Here is a 17,955-nt window from a genome sequence, read left to right on the forward strand (position 1 = left end):
GCTGAACTCGCGCACATGGCCGACCTCTCTTCCCTGCTCTGTGTGCGCGACATCAAGGCGCTCGACAAAAACGGCTCCGACACCTTCGCCAGCGTTCTGCTCGTGCGCCGCGTGACGACCAAGACCGCCAAGAACGGCAACCCCTTCCTCTCCGTCGAACTCGGCGACAAGACCGGCAGCTTCTCCGTCAACGTCTGGGGCGACGCGCCGGCGTTCGAACTTTTCTCCACGACCCGCGACGGTGGCGTCGTCCGCATCGAAGCCGAGGTGGACTACTACCGCGACGCCTTCTCGCCGAAACTGCTCCGCGCCGAGTCCATCTCGACCGAGCAACTCGCCGGCTCGACCGTCCTCGCCAATCTCGTCGAGACCGCGCCCGAAGACGCCGACGCGCTCTGGACCGAGTTCCAGCAACACATCGCATCGATCCAACACCCGGAGATCCGCGCCACCGTGCAGGCCGTCTTCGACGACATCGGCGAACAATTCCGCATCGCGCCCGCCGCCGTCGCGATGCACCACGCCTACCGCCACGGGCTGCTCGAGCACACGACACACATGGCCCGTGCCGCCCGCGCACTCCTGCCGCTCTATCCCGAGGTGAACGCCGATCTCGCGATGGCCGGTGTGCTCGTGCACGACACGGGCAAAGTCATCGAATACCAAGGCGACCTCGTCACCTCCAAGAGCCGCCGCGGCCTCCTTCAAGGTCACGTCGTCCTCGGTTATCAACTCGTCCGCAAAGCCGGCATGAAGGTGAAACTCGCCTCCGATCTCCTCGAACGCCTCGAACACATCGTCCTCTCGCACCAAGGCGAACTCGAGTGGGGCGCCGCCGTCATCGCCGCCACGCCTGAAGCCGTCTTCGTCGCGAAAGTCGACGACCTCGACGCGAAGATGGGCATGGTGCAGCGCCTCCTCCGCCACGCCGGCGAGAATCCCGCCGAGGAATTTTCCGAGCGCCACTTCGGCCTGAACTCGCAGCTGCTGCTGACAAAGCCCTCGTTGTAGCGTCGTTTCCGTGCGGGACAGGCGAGGTTAAAGGGCTTGCAAGAATCGAGCCCCGCGGCAGTTTCCGCCGCCAGTTTCACGTCCCCGCCGCATCCCACGCACCCGCATCATGACCTCCACGTCACTGCGCACCCTATTCGGGTTGACGCTTGCCCTCCTCGGATTCGCCAAGGCGAACGCCCAAGCCCAAATCAATATCGACTGGTCGAATCTGTCCGCCGTCACCTTCTCCGGCACCGGCAGCAACGCACTAGTCAACCAAACCGGCTCCAACCTCGATACCATCATCCTCGTCGGCTTCTTCTCGCACGACACCGACTCGAACGTCGGCTTTGGCGATTTCGCCAACCCAGCCACGCTCGGTGACCACAACCAACAAGGAACGTATAACCTCCTGCAGGTTTTTGACCAGATCACCAGTGCCTCCTACGTTGACCTGTTGATCAACAGCTCTGCCGATGAGGCTACTGTGGATTTCAGCACGTCGGCCGCCGCCTTCACTGGCGCCTCGGTCTGGGACCTCTCCAGCGCCACCTTCACGCACGGCGCCGTCGCGAATTACCTGCCGGCGCTCGGAGCTTCGGGAAATATTCTCTTTCGCGATCAAGTCATCGGCACATGGACCGTCACCGGCCAAGGCTCGGCCGTTCCCGAACCGTCGGTCTACGCGCTGCTCTTCGGTTGCAGTGCCCTCGGTTTCATCATTTGGCGCCGGAAGCATGCGCTGTCAGCGGTCCGGTCGCGCGTGCTCTGACGCTGTTTCTCTTTTTCGCTCCTCACGTCAGCAACTGCACGATCCGGATGATCGGCAGGAAAAGCGCGATCACGATCGTGCCGACGACGAGCGCGAGGAATACGATCAGCAGCGGCTCGATCAACGAGCTGAGCCCGGCCACCGCCGTGTCGACCTCCTCGTCGTAGATATCTGCGACCTTGTTGAGCATATCGGGCAACTGGCCCGTGTGTTCGCCGACCTCGATCATGCTCGCCACCATCGGCGGAAAGACCTCCGTGCTCTCGAGCGGCTTCGCCACCGGGTCGCCTTCCTTCACGCGATCGTGGACCACATCGAGCGCCGCAGCCACCCGCGCATTGCCCGTCGTGTCGCGCGTGATCGTGATCGCCTGCAGGATCGGAACCCCACTGGAAAGCAGTGTGCCGAGCGTGCGCGTGAAGCGCGCCACGAGCGACTTCATGATCAGTTCGCCGAAGATCGGCGCCCGCACCACCCAACCGTCGATGAGCCGGGCGCCCTGCGGCGTCTTTTTAAACGCCTTGAATGCCAGCCACAGGCCGACGAGCACGCCGGCGGCGACCAGATAGTGCGAACGCACGGCCTCGCTCGCCGCGAGCACCGCCTGCGTCAGCGGCGGGAGCGGCGCGCCCTTCAGCAGGTCGGCGAAGATCTGCTTGAACTTCGGCACCACGAACACGAGCAGGCCCGCCAGGATCAACACGGCGACGGTCATCACGATCAGCGGGTAAACCATCGCCGCCTTCACCTTGCCGCGGAGTTGCAGGCTCTTCTCCTGAAACTTCGCCAGACGATCGAGCACCACGTCGAGCACGCCGCCGGCCTCGCCGGCCTTGATCATGTTCACATAGAGCCGGTCGAAAACCTGGGCGTGCCGCGCCATCGCCTCCGACAGCGTGCCGCCGGAGCGGATATCCTCGGCCAGCGCTTCGATGATCTTGCGGAAGGCGCGGTTCTTTTCGGCCCGACCGAGCACTTCAAGTCCGCGCAACAGCGGCATGCCCGCCTTCAGCAGCGTGCCCAGTTGGCGCGTGAACACCGAGAGTTCCTTCGCCGCCACCGGACGCACGAACGGCAGCTTGATCTCCATGTCGAGGGCGCGCGCGGGCTTCTTCGCCGGAGTGGCGACGGGCGGCGGTTTCGATGGTGTCGCCTTGCGCGACGCAGCAGTCACTTCGATCTTCGCCACTCCCGCGGGAGCGGCGGCAGCACTGACTTCCATCGGGAAGAGTCCCTTCGACTTCAAAGCCGCTGTCGCACTCTCCAACGACGCCGCGTCCAGTTGGCCGGTCTTTTCGTCGCCGCGATGATCGAGGGCGGTGTAGGCGAAGCGCGGCATGTCACATGTATTTCAGAACTTCTTCGAGCGAAGTCTCGCCCGCGAGCATCGCCTGCAAGCCCGCCTCGCGCAACGGTCGCATGCCCTGCTCGATCGCCTTCTGGCGCAAAGCCACCAGCGAAGCGCCCGCGACGACGAGATCTCGCATCGCATCGTTCATCTTGAGCATTTCGAAAATTCCCAAGCGCCCGCGGTAGCCACCGTGATGGCATGCGACACACCCCTTGCCTTCGTAGAAAGGTCGTCCGCCAAGTTGCGCACGATCGATGCCGGCCTGCCGGAGCACCGCGTCGCTCGGCTCGTAAGGCGTCCGGCAATCCGGACAAATGCGGCGCACGAGGCGTTGCGCGAGCACGGCTTCCAGCGTCGAGGCGAGCAGGAATGGCTCGATGCCCATGTCGACGAGGCGCGTCACGGCGCCCGGCGCGTCGTTCGTGTGCAGCGTCGACAGCACGAGGTGCCCCGTGAGCGACGCCTGAATCGCGATCTGCGCCGTCTCGAGATCGCGAATTTCGCCGACCATCACGATGTCCGGGTCCTGGCGCAGGAACGCGCGCAACGCGCGCGCAAAGGTGAGATCGGCGGAATAGTTCACCGGCACCTGCATGATGCCGTCGATCTCGTATTCGACGGGATCTTCGACCGTGAGGATCTTCACGTCGGGCGAATTCAGTTCCTTCAGACAGCTGTAGAGCGTCGTCGTCTTGCCCGAGCCGGTCGGACCCGTGACAACGAAGATGCCATTCGGCCGTTGGATGATTTCGCGCACCGACTCCTCGATTGGCGCGGGCATCGTGAGCTGCGTGAGATTCAGCTGCACCGCGGATTGGTCGAGCACACGCAACACGACGCTCTCGCCGAATTGGGTCGGCAGCGTGGAGACGCGCAAATCCACGGCGCGTCCAGCGACCGTGAGCTTGATGCGTCCGTCTTGCGGCACGCGGCGCTCGGCGATGTTGAGGTTCGCGAGGACCTTCACGCGCGAGATGATCGGCATCGCGAGCGCCTTGGGCGGCGGCGCCATCTCGTAGAGCGCACCGTCGATGCGATAGCGGATCTTGAATTCGTGCTCGAACGGCTCGAAGTGGATGTCGGACGCCTTGTCGCGAATCGCCTGGCTGAGCACCAAGTTCACGAAACGGATGATCGGCGTCTGGCCGGCCATTTCCTCGAGGTCGGCGTCGGAGATGTCGGCATCGTCGGCCGCCGTGCCGTCGAGCTGCGATTGCATTTCGCCGATGACCTGATCGAGCGATGCGTCTTCGTCGCCGTAATGCTGCTGGATGAGCGAGGCGATGCGCTCGGGATCAGCCACCACGAGACGCACGTCACGCTCGAGCGCGAAGGTGAGGTCGTTGACGAGTTGCGGGTTGAAAGGATCGACGGCGAGCAACGACACCGACGTCACATCCGCGGTCAACGGCGCGACGCCGTAGCTGCGCGCGAGCGTGCCGTCGACGAGAGCGAGTGCCTCGCCCGGCAAAGTCGCCGGCAGCTCCTGCGCGCAATCCGCCCCGAGGTGTTCGGCCACGGCACCGAGGAGCGCGGGGCGCTCCACGAGGTTCAGCTCGAGCAGGACATTCGCGAGCGGTTTGCCGCTCGCACGATGCTCCTCGAACGCGAGGTCGAGCTGGGAGCGTTCGACAAGCTTTTGCTCGCTGAGCAGATCGAAGACGGACTGGTCGTGGCCCTCGAACATCGCGCGGCTGCAGTTACACCGCGCGCAGTTTCACGCCCATGCTGACGAGCTTGTTCTTCATCGCCTCGGGGTCCTGCGCCTTCTCGACCGCCTCATCGGGATCGATCAGCTCGCGGTTGACCAGGCTGAGCAGGTGCGTGTCGAGCGTGATCATGCCGAGCGCGGCACCGGTCTGGATATCCGAGGTGATGCGGAACGTTTTGTTGTCGCGGATGAGCGACGCGATCGACGACGTGTTGACCATGATTTCGTAGGCCGCGATGCGTCCGCCGCCGTTCTTTTTGCAGAGCGACTGGGAGATGACGCCGATGATCGAGGTCGAGAGCTGCGTGCGAATCATCTCCTTCATGTTCGCCGGGAACGCGTCGACGATGCGGTCAACGGTCTTCGCGGCGCTGTTCGTGTGCAGCGTGCCGAAGACCAGGTGGCCCGTCTCGGCGGCGGAGATCGCGGCCTCGATCGTCTCGAGGTCGCGCAACTCACCGACGAGAATCACGTCCGGATCCTGACGCAGCGCGCGGCGGATCGCCTCGGAGAAGCTCGGGACGTCCTGCCCGATCTCACGCTGGGTGACGACGCAGCGCTTGTGCGGGTGGTAGTATTCGATCGGATCCTCGATGGTGATGATGTGGCCGTCGCGGTTCTCGTTGATGTAATTCACCATCGAGGCGAGCGTGGTGGACTTGCCGGAGCCGGTCGGACCGGTGACGAGGAAAAGGCCGCGCGGGCGGTAGAGCAGCTCCTTGATCTTGTCGGGTAGGCCGATTTGCCGGAGGTCGAAGAGCTGGTTCGGGATTTGGCGCAGCACCATGCCGTAGTTGCCCTTGGCCTTGAGCACGGAGACGCGGAAACGCGCCTTGTCGAGATACGCGAAGCCGAAATCGGTGCCGCCATTCAGCTTCACGTTTTGCACGTGGTTGTCCGGCGTGATGGAGAGCATCAGGCCTTCGGTGTCGGCGGGCGTGAGCGCGGGGCCGTCGATCGGCGTCATGCTGCCGCGCATGCGCAGCGTGGGTGGCGTGCCGACTTGGAGATGGAGATCGGAGCATTTCTGATCAACGACCAGCTCCAGGAGGTCATTCATTTCGTAGGGCATGGCGTGAAGGGACGGTCAGTCGAGATCGCCGACGGTGACGGAGACAACTTCCTCGATTGTGGTGAGACCGGCGAGCACTTTTCGGACGCCGTCCTCGCGCATGGTGCGCATGCCGTCTCGCCGGGCGCGGGCGCGCAACTGCGTGGCACTCGCATTCGCATAGATCATCGCGCGAATGTCGTCCGAGATCAAAAAGATCTCAAAAATCCCCATGCGTCCACGATAGCCGGTGCCGTTGCACTCGGCGCAGCCAACGCCGCGCATGAAACGCGCGCTCTTCAACTGCTCCGGTTTCGCGCCGAGTGCGAGCAGCTCGCGCGCGGTCGGCGTGTAGTCGCGCGCGCAGTTGCGGCAGACGCGCCGCACGAGGCGCTGCGCCATCGTCGCGCGCAGCGAGGCGGCGACAAGAAACGGCTTGGCGCCGATGTCGATCAGGCGTGTGACGGCGCTCGGCGCATCGTTCGTGTGCAGCGTGCTGAACACGAGATGGCCGGTCAGCGAGGCGTTGATCGCGATGTCGGCGGTCTCCGCATCGCGAATTTCGCCGACCATCACGATGTTGGGTGCCTGGCGCAGCATCGCGCGCAGTGCGGACGCGAAGGTCATGCCGATTTCCGCCCGCACCGGCACCTGATTGATGCCGGTGAGCTGATACTCGACGGGGTCCTCGACGGTGATGATCTTGCGGTCGGACTTGTTGAGGTGGTGCAGACACGCGTAGAGCGTGGTCGTCTTGCCGGAGCCGGTCGGCCCGGTCACGAGCAGGATGCCATCGGGCGACGAGATGAGCTTCGAAAAATCCGTCTCGTCGTCGCCGTAGAAGCCGAGTTCCGGCAGACCGAGGCGCAAACCCTCCTTGTCGAGGATGCGCATGACAATGCTCTCGCCGTGCGCCGTCGGCAGCGACGAAACGCGCAAATCGAGCTGCTTGCCGCCGAGAATGATTTGGATGCGTCCGTCCTGCGGCACCCGCTTCTCGGCGATGCTGATGTTCGCCATGATCTTCACACGCGAAATGAGCGCGAGCTGCAGGCGTTTCGCGGGCGAATCGACTTCCACGAGCACGCCGTCGATGCGGTAGCGCACGCGGAAACGGCGCTCGAGCGGCTCGAGATGGATATCCGAGGCGCGACGCCGCACGGCTTCGTGAATGATCGAATGGACGAGGCGAATGATGGGTGCATCGTTGTCTTTCGCTGTCGGATCGACGGCGGAAACCGCATCTCCGCCTGCGTCCGAAACACCCGCGCCACCGGTCAGGTCCTCCAATTCGTCGGACTCGCGGCCGTAGTGGCGCGCGATGGTGCGCTGCAAGTCGTCGCTCGCCGCAACCGCCGGAATGACGCGTCGCTCGCAGACATGCGCGAGCCCGTCCAACACATCGGCGTCTAAAGGATCAGGCACGGCGACCTGCACGGCGTCGCCATCGAACGCGACGGCGCAAACACCGTGACGCATCACGAACGACCGCGGAATCGTCGCGAGCACGTCACCCGGAATCTGATGTTCGCCGACCACGACAAACGGCATGCCGAGCGCGTGGGCCGTGGCTTCGGCCAGCGCACGACGATCGAGCGCGCCGCTCGCGAAGAGCGATTCGAGCACATCCGGCGCGGCGGTCGTCAGGTCGGTGTGCTCCGCCGCGAGACGCCGCGCCGACTCGACCGCTGCCGCGGTCACGAGGCCGCGATCGATGGCGAGTTGCAGGACGAAGTCGTCGGCGGTGGTCAAGCGGAGCGGGCTGACCGGCGCGGAGGCGCGTCAGCGATTCAAGCTCATCAGGAACTCGGCGTTGGTCTTCGTCTTCTTGAGGCGCTGGATGAGCATCTCGATCGAGTCGGCGGCGGGCACGCCTTGCATGGCGCGGCGCAGCGAGTAGATGCGCGCGAGCTCGTCCGGGTGATAGATGAGCTCTTCCTTGCGCGTGCCGGATTTGTCGATGTTGAGCGCGGGGAAGATGCGTTTGTTGACGAGATCGCGGTCGAGGTGGAGCTCCATGTTGCCGGTGCCCTTGAACTCCTCGAAGATGATCTCGTCCATGCGCGAACCGGTGTCGACGAGCGCGGTGCCGAGAATCGTGAGCGAGCCGGCACCCTCGATGTTGCGCGCGGAGCCGAAGAAGCGTTTCGGCTTCTGCAGCGCCGTGGCCTCGAGACCGCCGGACATGATTTTGCCGGAGTTCGACGCGAGCGCGTTGTAGGCGCGCGCGAGGCGCGTGATCGAATCGAGCAGGATGACGACGTGTTCGCCGTGCTCCACGAGGCGGCGCGCCTTCTCGATCACCATCTCGGCGCAGTGCACGTGGTTCTCGGGCGTCTCGTCGAAAGTCGAGCTGACGACCTCGCCTTTGCAGTGGCGGCGGAAATCGGTGACTTCCTCGGGGCGCTCGTCGATGAGCAGAATGATGAGCTTCGCCTCGGGCGAGTTTGCCGCGATCGAGTTCGCCATGTTCTGCATCAGGACGGTCTTGCCGGTGCGCGGCGGCGCGACGATCAAGCCGCGCTGACCGAAGCCGACGGGCGTGATGATGTCGACCATGCGCATCGAAACGTCCTTCGCGGTCTGCGACTCAAGCCAGATGCGTTGGAGCGGATAATACGGAGTGAGCTCCTCGAAGGGCTTGATCGCCGAAATATCCTCGGGTTTCCCGCCCATGACCTTGCGGATGCGCACGACACTCGGGCAACGGTCGTTGCCCTGCGGCGCCTGGACCTGCACCTCGACGTGGTGGCCGCGCTTGAGGCCGAGCTTCTTCACGAAGCCGTCCGGCAGGAACGAGTTTTCCGGATACAGCCGGTAGTTGACGAAATCGTGGACGACGAAGCCGAAGCCGCGATCCGTGAGATCGATCCAGCCTTGGTCGAGCAACGGAATCTTCTGCTCGGCCGCAGCCACGAAGACCGCGCTGAGCAGCTGTTTGCGGTTCGGCACGCCTTCGAGCTTCGCGCCGAGCTCGCGGGCTTTCGCAGTCAACTCGGCGTGGCCGAGCGCGTAGAGTTCGTTGATCCAGAGCGGATCGGTTTTCTTCGCCGCGATATCGTCCGCCAGCGTGTCGAGCGCGGCGAGGTCGGCGAAGCGCGCCGGATCGGGCAGCTCGCCGTAATAAATTTCTCCCTTCGGCGGGGGCGGTTGCTGCGGATGCTTGGGCTGGCCGCCGTTGCCGCCGCCCTGTCCGCCACCACCGCGGTGCTTTTCCCATTTGCCGCCACGGAATTTCTTGTCGCGCCAGCGGTTGAACTTTCCGCCGCCGCCACCTCCGCCTTGCTGCTGACCGCCTTGCTGGTCGCCGTTGTAGCCTTCGTTGCCGCCACCGCCGCCGTCAGCGGGCGCTGGCGCAGGTGCCGGGCTGGCACCCGCATCGCTTCCGCCCGTCGGCGCAGGAGCAGCATCGGCCGAAGGCGGAGTCTCGCGCGCGGCCTCCTTTGCTGCGGGACGCTCTTCGGCGCGCTCGCGGCGTTCCGGCGCGGGTGCCGGCGGCGGTTCCTCGCGGCGCGATTCAGCCGCGAACTCGGTTTGCACCGGCGCGGGAGCGGGAGCAGATTTCTCCGCTGTCGGGGCCGCCGGAGCTTCACCGGCGTCGGCGCTGGCGTTCGCACCTTTCTTCGAGCGATAGAGGCGCGAACGGGTGCGCGTGCGTTTCTTGGGAGCTTCGCCGCTTTCGGGCGCGGAGCTGGGAGTGTCCTCGTCGGACTTCGGGGGAAGGGCCATCGTGTTATGGCGGGTCAGTGAGAGTGGATGAGGGAAAGGCGACGGGCCAGTTCGCTGACTTGCTCGCGCAAAAATGAAAGGGTGCCGTCGTTGAGGAGAACGAAGTCAGCCAACTCGCATTTTCGGGCCAGGGGCAGCTGCTTGGCGAGGCGCTGGCGGGCGATCTCAGGGGAGACACCACGTTGCTCCAGCCGCCTAAGTTGCAGGTCGGAGGATGTGGTTACGCAGACCGTGAAATCAAATCTATTCTGGAGCTGTTTCTCGAAGAGCAACGGCACTTCGACAATGAACTTCTCGTCCTGTGCCGCGGCGTAAATCTCGTCCCAATGCGCCCGCAAGCGCGGATGCAGCAGGTTTTCCAGCCAGGCCAGCGCTTCCGCGTCGGCGAAGACGACGGCACCGAGTTTCGTCCGGTCCACCTTGCCGTCCGCCCCGAGCACCTGATCGCCTAGCCGCGCGCGAATGGCGGTGATGACCTCCGCGCTCGGCAAAAGCACTTCGTGCACGGTCCGATCCGCATCGAGCCGGCGGAAGCCGAGCTCGGCGAACAATGCCGCGGCGGTGGATTTGCCGCACCCCATCCCGCCGGTCAGGCCGACGATCAAATTCCCACGTTGGGCCATGCGTGAACACGCAAACAAATGCGCTTGCTGCATGAGGGGCAAACCCTATTTCGAGTTCACCCGCATGGCCCTCCCCACCGCCATCGTCGCCAAAGAGCCCGGCGCGACCGCTACCCACTTGAAGGCAGTCTTCTCGGCACTACGCTGGAATTCGAGTCATGCGTTGATCGAGCGCGTCCTCGCCGACGTCACCGCCGCCTTCTGGGGCAACCGCCCCGGCTATCTGGCGAACGACATGCGCTACCACGATCTCGGGCACACCCTGCAAGCCACCGTGTGCGTCGCCGACCTCATCGCGGGTCAACGCCGTCAGGGCGATCTGCCCGATTTCGGCCAGCGCGCCGCCGAGCTCACAGTTGTCGCCGCCCTGCTGCACGACAGCGGCTTCCTCAAGCTCGCCGGCGACACTGCCGGCACCGGCGCGAAATACACCATGGTGCACGAGCGGCGCAGCTGCGACTTCGCCCGCGTCTACCTGCCCGACCTCGGCGTGCAACCCGATGAACTCGCCGATGTCTGCGCCGCCATCGGCTGCACCGGTCCGCGCAACCGCATCAGCGAACAAAAATTCCGCCACGCCACCGCGCGCCGCATGGCCTGCTTGCTCGTCACCGCCGACTACCTCTCGCAAATGTGCGCGCCCGACTACGCGGACAAGCTCGACTACCTTTTCGCCGAGTTCACCGAAGCCTTCGATCACGAAGGCGTGCCGCCCGAGCGACGTCCCTATCGCACCGTCGTCGATTTGAAGACGAAGACACCGGACTTCTGGGAAAAATTCGTGCGCCCGATGCTCGACACCGAGACCGACGCCGTTCATCGCTACCTTACATTCACGGGCCAAACCAACCCCTACCTGCAGGCCATCGAGGACAACATCGCTGAAGTCCGCCGCCGCGCCCAGGAAGGATTGGTGACTACCTAGCTCCACTTCCCACGCCCGCAGAATGCTCGCTACGATTTGCTCGGCCGCCCTGGTCGGCATCGATGCCGTGCCCGTGTCCGTCGAGGTCAACACCGGCGAAACCGGTGAACCCAAACTCATCCTCGTCGGCCTGCCCGACGCCGCCGTCAAGGAGTCGGACGACCGCGTCTTCTCCGCGCTCAGCAACTCCGGCTTCCGCATGCCGCGCACGCGCACCACGATCAACCTCGCGCCCGGCGGCCTGCGCAAGGAAGGCGCCCTCTACGATCTCCCCATCGCCCTCGGCATCCTCGTCGCCGACGGCAAACTCAAGAACGACCGCCTCGACGAGTTCCTCATCGCCGGCGAACTCAGCCTCTCCGGCGCCACGCGCGCCGTGCGCGGCGGCCTCGCCCTCGCCGTGCTGGCCCGTCAATCCGGCAAACGCGCCCTGCTCCTGCCGCCAATCTCCGCCGACGAAGCCGCCCTCGTCGAAGGCGTCGAAGTCTACGCCGTCAAATCCCTCGACGAAGCCGCCCGTTTCCTCGCGGGCGAAGCGAAACTCCGCCCCGGCGCGCCGCGCCAGCCGAGCCGCGCCGCGAACGCCGACGCGCACGTCGACTTTTCCGAAATCAAAGGCCAGCACGCCGTCCGCCGCGCCGTCGAAGTCGCCGTCGCCGGCGGGCACAATCTCCTGATGATCGGACCGCCCGGCTCCGGCAAATCCATGATCGCGAAACGCGTGCCCACGATCATGCCGCAGCCCACGCTCGACGAATACCTCGAGATCCTCCGCATCCACAGCGCCGCCGGCGCCACGCTCAACGGCGAGGTGCGCTTCCTCGAGCGTCCCGCCCGCGCTCCGCACCACACCATCTCCGATGTCGGCCTGCTCGGCGGCGGCGCCGTGCCTGGCCCCGGCGAGATTTCCCTCGCGCACCACGGCGTGCTCTTCCTCGACGAGTTGCCCGAGTTCAAACGCTCCGCCCTCGAAGTGCTCCGTCAGCCGCTCGAGGACGGCACCGTCCAAATCTCTCGCAGCGCCGGCAAGATCACCCTGCCCTGCCACTTCATGCTCGTCGCCGCGATGAACCCCTGCCCTTGCGGCTATCTCGGCGACCCGAAACACGAGTGCCGCTGCGCTCCCTCGCAGATTCAACGTTACCGCAACCGCGTCAGCGGTCCGTTGCTCGACCGCATCGACATCCATATCGAGGCGCCCGCGCTGTCGCTCACCGAATTGCGCAACGACCAGCCCGGCGAAACCTCGACCGACCTCCGTGCGCGGGTCGAAGCCGCCCGCGCCGTGCAACGCGCGCGTTTCCACGGCTCCCGCGTCACCGCCAACGCCCGCATGTCGCAGACGCACATCAAGCGCCACTGCCACCTTGATTCGTCGCTCGGCGATCTGCTGCAGCAAGCGATGGAGCAACTCGCCCTCAGCGCCCGCGCCTACGACCGCATCCTCAAGGTCGCCCGCACCATCGCCGACCTCGCCGGCGCCGAGCAAATCGCCGCGCCGCACCTCCTCGAAGCGATCCAATACCGCTCCCTCGACCGCAACGTGTTCTATTGAGAATCCTCTCCGCACCCAAACGAGATGAACCCCATCCACGTTCTCCTCGTCCTCGCTGGCCTGCCGCTCCTCGCTTGGCCTTTTGTGCTCGTGGCCGCACTCTTTTGGTGCGTCAGCCTCGGCAACATTGTTGCCTTTTCGCCGCGAACCGTCGCGCTCATCTTCCTCGCCGGCTCCGCTCAGCTGCTCGCGCTGACCTATCCTCTCATCTACGCAGTCTGTGCGCGCAAAGCCCTTCGAGCCGGGCGACGCGGTGACGCTGGCGCAGCATGGGCGCTGACGCTCCGTCCTTTCTGCGCCCTGGCGGCGACCGCGCTGCTCTTCCTGCTCTGGTGGCTGTGCGATCGCGCGCATGCCATGCCGCATCGCTGAAAGTTCGCTCCGGCTTTCCCCGTTCCAGTCCCCGATCCCCGCCATGAATACCCTGCAAAAAATCAGCCTGCTCGCATTTGCCTTTGCGCTCGCTCTCGTGGCGCGCGCTGCCGCACCCGCCGTCCAACCCGGCGTGGGCGAATTCACGCTCGCCGCCCATGACACCTCCGCCATGCGAAGCTGGGGTGATTTCATCGACGTCCAGCTCGGCGGCCCGGCCAATGCCGATTGGCTCGACACGTCAAAATGGACCCTGCGCATCAACGGCGTCCCCGTTGGCATCGACCGCATCTATCCGGCCGCCGAAGCCGGTCGCTATCGCTTCGCGATCATCCGTCCGGCCGCCAAGCCCGCGGGGCCCGGCGAGCTCGACAGCATCGCCGTCGCCGCGCTCGCACCCGACCGCTTCGCCGCAGCCGAGGCCGCGCTCTCGCTCGAATTCTCCGGCCAGCCGCTCACCACCGTCGGTCGCAAGCCGGCGCTGTTGCTCTTCGGCCTCGTGCATCCGTTCCGCCTCATCGCGTTCGGGATCATCGCGCTCATCGTCATCGTCGGCGTGTGGTTCACGGGTTGGAAAACCGGCGTCCTGCGCGACAACGAGCCGACCCTCGCGCCGACCATTCGCCCCTTCAGCCTCGCCCGGGTTCAGCTCGCACTCTGGATGGTGCTGATCGGCATCAGCTTCATCCTGCTTTACCTGATCACCGGCCAGACCAACGGCGTGCTCAACGGCACCGCCGTCGCGTTGCTCGGCATCAGCAGCGTGACCACGCTCGCATCCGCCGCCGCCGGCGACCCGAAACCGACGCCTCCCGCGCCCGCCGTCGCTGCGGCCGCCGCGGCCGGCGCACCGTCCCCGCAACAGCACGTCGGCTTGATCACCGACCTCATCAGCGATCAGAACGGCGCGAATCTCCACCGCGTGCAGATGGTCATGTGGACTCTCGTGCTGGCGGCGATCTACGTCTTCGATACGTGGACATCGCTGAAATTGCCCACGTTCGACCCGCAGACCTTCGCACTGATGGGTATCAGTTCCACGACCTACGTCTGGTTCAAGAGCCGCGAGTGATCCCCCCGCGCCGACCTGTGGACCTCAGCGCTCCGCCGGCAGGACGTCGCTCAGGAATTCGCGCGCGATCACGCGATAAGCCGGCCGATACGCCGCACCGAACGCCTTCGAGTGATGCACCGCCGGCCAGCCGGCCGCGCGCATCTTTTCGCCAAACTCCAGCGCGGCCGCCGCCGTGAACGGCAATCGGCGCGCCTCCGCCAACGCCACGACCTGCGCCCAGGCGTCGGCCAGTTGCTCGCGCGTGCCGAACTTCCGCTGCCCCGTGGCCACGAAGGTGCGCACGAGCTTCGCCGGATCGCCGCCGCGCGCCACGAACGTCCGCAAATGCACGCGCACGAGCGCGCCGTCCGCCGAGATCGGGTCGACCAGCGGCTCCGCCGGCCCGTCGCCGAGCGCGGCAACCTCGTTCTCCATCCATTTGCGCGCTCCCGCTTCGTCGCTGACCGCATGTTCGGCGCCGAGCACCGCTTGAAACAGGAGCTTGTAACAATCCTGCGGTTCCCACCGCGGGTAGCGCTTCGCGTGGCCGAGCACTACCGGCTGGAAATCCGCCGCCGAGGCTAGCGCCGTCAGGACACAAAAGAGAAACACCCGTCGCATCGCCTGGAGACAGTCGCGGAACGCGCAGCCTGGCAAGCGCCAGCCTCGTCGTCGCGATGAGGCTGGCGGGTTTTGTTCGACGGCGACCTGCCTGGCAAGCGGTTCGAATTCGCTCCTGTTCAGCGCCGTCGTGATCCGATGGCGCATCCCACATGTTTCGCCGGATCGGAAATCCCGCCTCCGGACAAAGCGACGCCGATGCGCGTGGGGCTTCGACGGTCGGAACGCCAAAAAGAAAATCAGCGGATTGACAGGTAGGGCGTTACCCTACACCTCCAAAGCGCTCCTCCCGCCCCGCCGCCCCTACCGATTGGGGAGCGCCTCTCGCCCCATGCTGTTCTTCACTGTCGCCAGTGCGATCATCCTGCACACCCTATTTTGGGGCGCAGGTTTGGCGCTGATCGCGACACCGCGACCTTGGAGGCGCTATTGGCCGGTATTCGTTCCCGTGTGTGGACTGATGCTCCAATCGACGGCAGTTTGGATCGGTGCAAACTGCGGGTTGCCTGGCACCAACTCCTACGCGTGGGCGAGCGAGGCTCTGCCAGCGGTTCTTCTCGTGCTTGGCGTCTGGCGCCGCCGCGGTCGGATCGGCGCCGATCTCGCCCGCTTCGGCTGGCTCGGACTTGCGATGTGCGTGTTGCTGGCGATCGCGGTCTGGCCGTTTGCCGCCGCATCGAACCGCCTGACGAGTTCGTCGATGGGCAGCTGCGACGCCGCCGACTATGCCGCGGGGGCCCGCGTGTTGCGCGAGTTTTCAAAGGACGACCGCATCGGTTTCATGGGTCTGCGGGAGGTGGTGGAGCTGCATTCGGTGGACAACTTCTTCGATCACTGGATCCGGCTGAACCACTTCGCCCCATCCGCCCTGATCGCCCACCATGCCGGGATTTTCGGCCTGCGCGGGTTCGAAATCATCAACGTATTCACGGCGGGGCTGCTGGCGCTTTCACTGCCGCTGGTTTTCTGGCTCGCCCGTTCGGGTGCACGCCACGGTCCCGGCGGCGCGTTTCTCGTTTCGGTTTTCTACGGATTCAGCCCGTTATTGCTCTACGCTGTCTATCACGTGGCGATCGGCCAGCTCCTGGCGGCGCAGGCGATCGCGCTCCTGACCTGGATCGGGTTCGTCGCGGCACGGGCACACCGGCTTCCGCCGCGGACCTGCTGCGGGCTCGGGCTGCTGGCCTTCGTCGGCTTCTGTCTCGTGCTGGGAAGCTATCACTTCATTGTCGTCGTTTGCCTCGCACCGGCGGCGGGGTATGCCGCCCTGCAAGCGTTCGCCCGGCGCGACGTCGGTCTGCTCGCGCGCTGGTCGGCGCTCATGACCGCACCGCTGCTTGCCGCGGCCGGACTGTATCTCGGACGTGTCTTGGGCTTGGTGGAACGCATGCGGCTGTTTCGCGAAATCGATTTCGGCTGGAAGATCCCTCTGCTCACGCCGGAAGGCTGGCTGGGAATCGTCGCCAGTCGCACATTGGGTCCACACGACCTCTGGTTTCGCCTCCTCCTGGGCACGATGTTCGTCGCACTGTGTATCTGGACCATCTGGAGCAATCCCGGCCGACAAAGGCCCTGGCGGCTGGCGTCGTTCTGCTTGGTTGCCCCTACTCTGGTCGGATATGCCTATCTCCACTGGCGAGCGGCGGTTCATGGCACCAACGCCAGCTACGACGCCTACAAGCTCTTCGCCGTCTTTTATCCCGGCATGCTCGCCACCTTCACGATGTGGCTTCGGCTCCTCAGGCCGGGGTCAGTCGGATTTTGGAGACCAGTCGTTTACGGCGCGGTGGTGACGATCTTGGTCGGCAACCTATTCGCCAATGCGAGCATGTGGCAGCGGATGCGCACACCGAGCCTGATCGTAAACGATCCCCTGATTCGCTTGCGTGGCCTCGAAGGCGAATCACAGGTCGAATCGATAAACGTCTTGACCGGCGATGTCTGGTCTCGGCTGTGGGCCAATTCGATGCTGCTGCGCAAACCGCAATTCTTCCGCTACGACACCTATGAGGGACGAAAAGCCACCCCCTTGCGCGGCAGCTTCGACCTCGTCGGCAGCGTCTGCCGCTTCGAAGCGCCGGGCCTGCAATCGTTAGGTGGCGGAGAATGGCCGTTCCTCCTGCTCCAAAATACCCGCGCCCCCGGTTTTCTCCGTGTGACGATCGGCGATGGCTGGCATGATCTCGAAAGCGACTATCGCACCCTCGCCAAGGCTCGTTGGACAACTGGCAATGCCACCCTGGTCATCGACAACCCATCTCGCGAGGCGCGTCGCGTCGTCGGACGAGTGCGCGCCTCAACCGTCGACGCCCGGCCACTGGAAATCGCCCTTGGGGACACAATTCTACTGCGCGTCGCCACGGCTCGCGGATCGCAAGTTTGGGACATCCCGGAGTTTGTTATCCAGCCCGGCCGCAACGTCGTCGAATTTCGCTCGGACCGCCCGGGAATCATTCCTCCTGGCAAAGACCGCCGAAAACGCGGCTTTCGCATCGAGAAATTCGTGATCAAACCGGCGCCCTCGCGCAATCACCCGTCCGCTGGCGTGACCGCCAAGACCGCAACCGTCCAAAAGTAAGGCGCGCACCGGTGAAGATGCGCGCCTTGGAAAATTGGCGCCCTCACGGGGAATCGAACCCCGGTTTGGGCCTTGAGAGGGCCCCGTCCTAGCCGCTAGACGATGAGGGCGGAACTGCGAGAGGGGCGAACTAAGCGGACCCGTCCCGCAGTCGTCAAGTATTCAGATTCGCGACCGCGTTCAGCCGAGGATTTCCTCGGACTGGAAGAAGCGCGCGATCTCGATGCGGCCGTTCTCCTCGGAGTCCGACGCATGCACGACGTTCTTCATCATCTCCGTGCCGAAGTCGCCGCGGATCGTGCCCTTGGCGGCCTTGCGCGAGTCGGTCGGCCCGAGCAGGTCGCGCACGCGCGCGACGATGTTCTCGCCCTTCAGCGCCATGACGATGACGGGGCGCGAGCTCATGAACTGCTCGATCTCCGGATAGAACGGCTTGCTCGCGACGTGCGCGTAATGCTCGCGCAACTGCGCCGGGGTGAGGCGCGTGAGCTTGGCGCCGATGATCTCGAAGCCAGCCGCTTCGAAACGCTGGAGCACGGTGCCGACGAGGCGCTTTTCCATGCAATCCGGCTTAAAGATGATGAGGGTCTTCTGCATATAAAAGGTCGACACCATACATC

Annotated in this window: 15 protein-coding genes and 1 tRNA gene; 7 read left to right on the top strand and 9 right to left on the bottom strand. The window is 65.0% G+C overall.

The window, feature by feature from the left end:
- The first annotated feature begins 15 nt into the window (after positions 1–15).
- Both KF715_01740 and KF715_01745 read left to right on the top strand, forming a co-directional pair.
- Positions 16–1,011, top strand: coding sequence for an HD domain-containing protein (locus tag KF715_01740; protein ID MBX3735385.1), 996 nt, complete (start codon positions 16–18; stop codon positions 1,009–1,011).
- 109 nt (positions 1,012–1,120) lie between these two features.
- Positions 1,121–1,765 carry a PEP-CTERM sorting domain-containing protein gene (locus KF715_01745; GenBank protein ID MBX3735386.1) on the top strand — a complete coding sequence of 215 codons (645 nt, stop codon included), beginning with the start codon at positions 1,121–1,123 and terminating at the stop codon, positions 1,763–1,765.
- Between the two features lie 22 nt (positions 1,766–1,787).
- On the opposite strand, the gene KF715_01750 is transcribed toward KF715_01745, so the two are convergent.
- From KF715_01750 to coaE, 6 genes are read right to left on the bottom strand one after another with little or no spacing between them, the layout of a single operon-like run.
- Positions 1,788–3,104: a type II secretion system F family protein gene (locus KF715_01750; protein MBX3735387.1), complete on the bottom strand. Its 1,317-nt coding sequence runs from the start codon at positions 3,102–3,104 to the stop codon at positions 1,788–1,790.
- Position 3,105: 1 nt separating this feature from the next.
- A complete protein-coding gene (gspE, locus tag KF715_01755; protein ID MBX3735388.1) occupies positions 3,106–4,803 on the bottom strand; it encodes a type II secretion system ATPase GspE in 1,698 nt (565 codons plus the stop codon).
- Between the two features lie 13 nt (positions 4,804–4,816).
- Positions 4,817–5,899 carry a type IV pilus twitching motility protein PilT gene (locus tag KF715_01760; GenBank protein ID MBX3735389.1) on the bottom strand — a complete coding sequence of 361 codons (1,083 nt, stop codon included), beginning with the start codon at positions 5,897–5,899 and terminating at the stop codon, positions 4,817–4,819.
- A gap of 15 nt (positions 5,900–5,914) precedes the next feature.
- A complete protein-coding gene (gene tadA / locus KF715_01765) occupies positions 5,915–7,630 on the bottom strand; it encodes a Flp pilus assembly complex ATPase component TadA (GenBank protein ID MBX3735390.1) in 1,716 nt (571 codons plus the stop codon).
- A 30-nt stretch (positions 7,631–7,660) separates the two neighbouring features.
- On the bottom strand, positions 7,661–9,607 hold the full coding sequence (rho, locus tag KF715_01770; protein MBX3735391.1) for a transcription termination factor Rho: 1,947 nt from the start codon (positions 9,605–9,607) through the stop codon (positions 7,661–7,663).
- Positions 9,608–9,621: 14 nt separating this feature from the next.
- On the bottom strand, positions 9,622–10,212 hold the full coding sequence (gene coaE / locus KF715_01775; GenBank protein ID MBX3735392.1) for a dephospho-CoA kinase: 591 nt from the start codon (positions 10,210–10,212) through the stop codon (positions 9,622–9,624).
- An 82-nt stretch (positions 10,213–10,294) separates the two neighbouring features.
- Between coaE and KF715_01780 the strand changes: the two genes are divergently transcribed.
- From KF715_01780 to KF715_01795, 4 genes are read left to right on the top strand one after another with little or no spacing between them, the layout of a single operon-like run.
- Positions 10,295–11,155: a hypothetical protein gene (locus KF715_01780; protein MBX3735393.1), complete on the top strand. Its 861-nt coding sequence runs from the start codon at positions 10,295–10,297 to the stop codon at positions 11,153–11,155.
- Between the two features lie 22 nt (positions 11,156–11,177).
- Positions 11,178–12,710 carry a YifB family Mg chelatase-like AAA ATPase gene (locus KF715_01785; GenBank protein MBX3735394.1) on the top strand — a complete coding sequence of 511 codons (1,533 nt, stop codon included), beginning with the start codon at positions 11,178–11,180 and terminating at the stop codon, positions 12,708–12,710.
- A gap of 24 nt (positions 12,711–12,734) precedes the next feature.
- The gene (locus KF715_01790) at positions 12,735–13,082 is read left to right on the top strand and encodes a hypothetical protein (protein ID MBX3735395.1); all 348 of its coding nucleotides are present in this window, start codon (positions 12,735–12,737) and stop codon (positions 13,080–13,082) included.
- Between the two features lie 43 nt (positions 13,083–13,125).
- A complete protein-coding gene (locus KF715_01795; GenBank protein MBX3735396.1) occupies positions 13,126–14,154 on the top strand; it encodes a hypothetical protein in 1,029 nt (342 codons plus the stop codon).
- A 24-nt stretch (positions 14,155–14,178) separates the two neighbouring features.
- On the opposite strand, the gene KF715_01800 is transcribed toward KF715_01795, so the two are convergent.
- Positions 14,179–14,988, bottom strand: a complete 810-nt coding sequence (locus tag KF715_01800) for a hypothetical protein (protein ID MBX3735397.1) — start codon at positions 14,986–14,988, stop codon at positions 14,179–14,181.
- A 100-nt stretch (positions 14,989–15,088) separates the two neighbouring features.
- Between KF715_01800 and KF715_01805 the strand changes: the two genes are divergently transcribed.
- The gene (locus tag KF715_01805; protein MBX3735398.1) at positions 15,089–17,335 is read left to right on the top strand and encodes a hypothetical protein; all 2,247 of its coding nucleotides are present in this window, start codon (positions 15,089–15,091) and stop codon (positions 17,333–17,335) included.
- 35 nt (positions 17,336–17,370) lie between these two features.
- On the opposite strand, the gene KF715_01810 is transcribed toward KF715_01805, so the two are convergent.
- Positions 17,371–17,445 (bottom strand) — tRNA-Glu (locus tag KF715_01810).
- Positions 17,446–17,515: 70 nt separating this feature from the next.
- Positions 17,516–17,932 (bottom strand): nucleoside-diphosphate kinase, encoded by a 417-nt coding sequence (ndk, locus tag KF715_01815; protein MBX3735399.1) that lies wholly within the window; start codon positions 17,930–17,932, stop codon positions 17,516–17,518.
- Positions 17,933–17,955 lie beyond the last annotated feature (23 nt).

The organism is Candidatus Didemnitutus sp. (assembly GCA_019634575.1).
GTDB lineage: Bacteria > Verrucomicrobiota > Verrucomicrobiia > Opitutales > Opitutaceae > Didemnitutus.